This window comes from Neisseria sp. P0021.S006 (assembly GCF_051956895.1).
In genome coordinates, this window is the sequence record NZ_JBQCWZ010001166.1 from 1 (window position 1) to 473 (window position 473).

Genomic DNA, 473 nt, shown 5'->3' on the forward strand with positions numbered 1-473 from the left:
TCATCGCTCTTACCTTCCCCACCCTTGCCACCTTCATCACCAGTTGCACCCTCTTTAACTATGGTATTTTTTTTGCTACCTCTACCGTCTTTAATGGTTACATTATGAGTACCGTCACCGTTTTCTTTATCATTTGTGGTCGCGTGGGCGCTGACGGAGGTATGAGCAACAGCTTTAATGATGGTAGTAGTGGTGTTACCGTTACCGTCTTTGATGGTTACAGTGTGGGTACCGTTGCCGTTGTCTTTAACGTCGGCTTCAGCGTTCTTACCGTCGGTACCAGTTGCACCATCTTTAATGACTGTCTCTTCTCCACATCTGACAATGCCGACGCCAAGGATAGTGTAGATCCCGGTGATCGCATTATCATTAAAAAAGTGGGGGGTAGGGGGGGGGGGGGGGGGGGGAGGGTGGGGAGTGGGGGGGGGGTGTGGAGGGGGGGGGGGGGTGGGGGGGGTGGGGGGGTGGGTGGG

At 54.1% G+C, this 473-nt stretch carries 1 protein-coding gene; it reads right to left on the reverse strand.

All coding sequences use genetic code 11. The features are described from left to right. The coding region (locus ACTHUM_RS19280) for a collagen-flanked surface repeat-containing protein (RefSeq protein WP_440403896.1) at window positions 1-359 on the reverse strand (359 nt) is incomplete at its 3' end. Window positions 360-473: the final 114 nt, after the last annotated feature.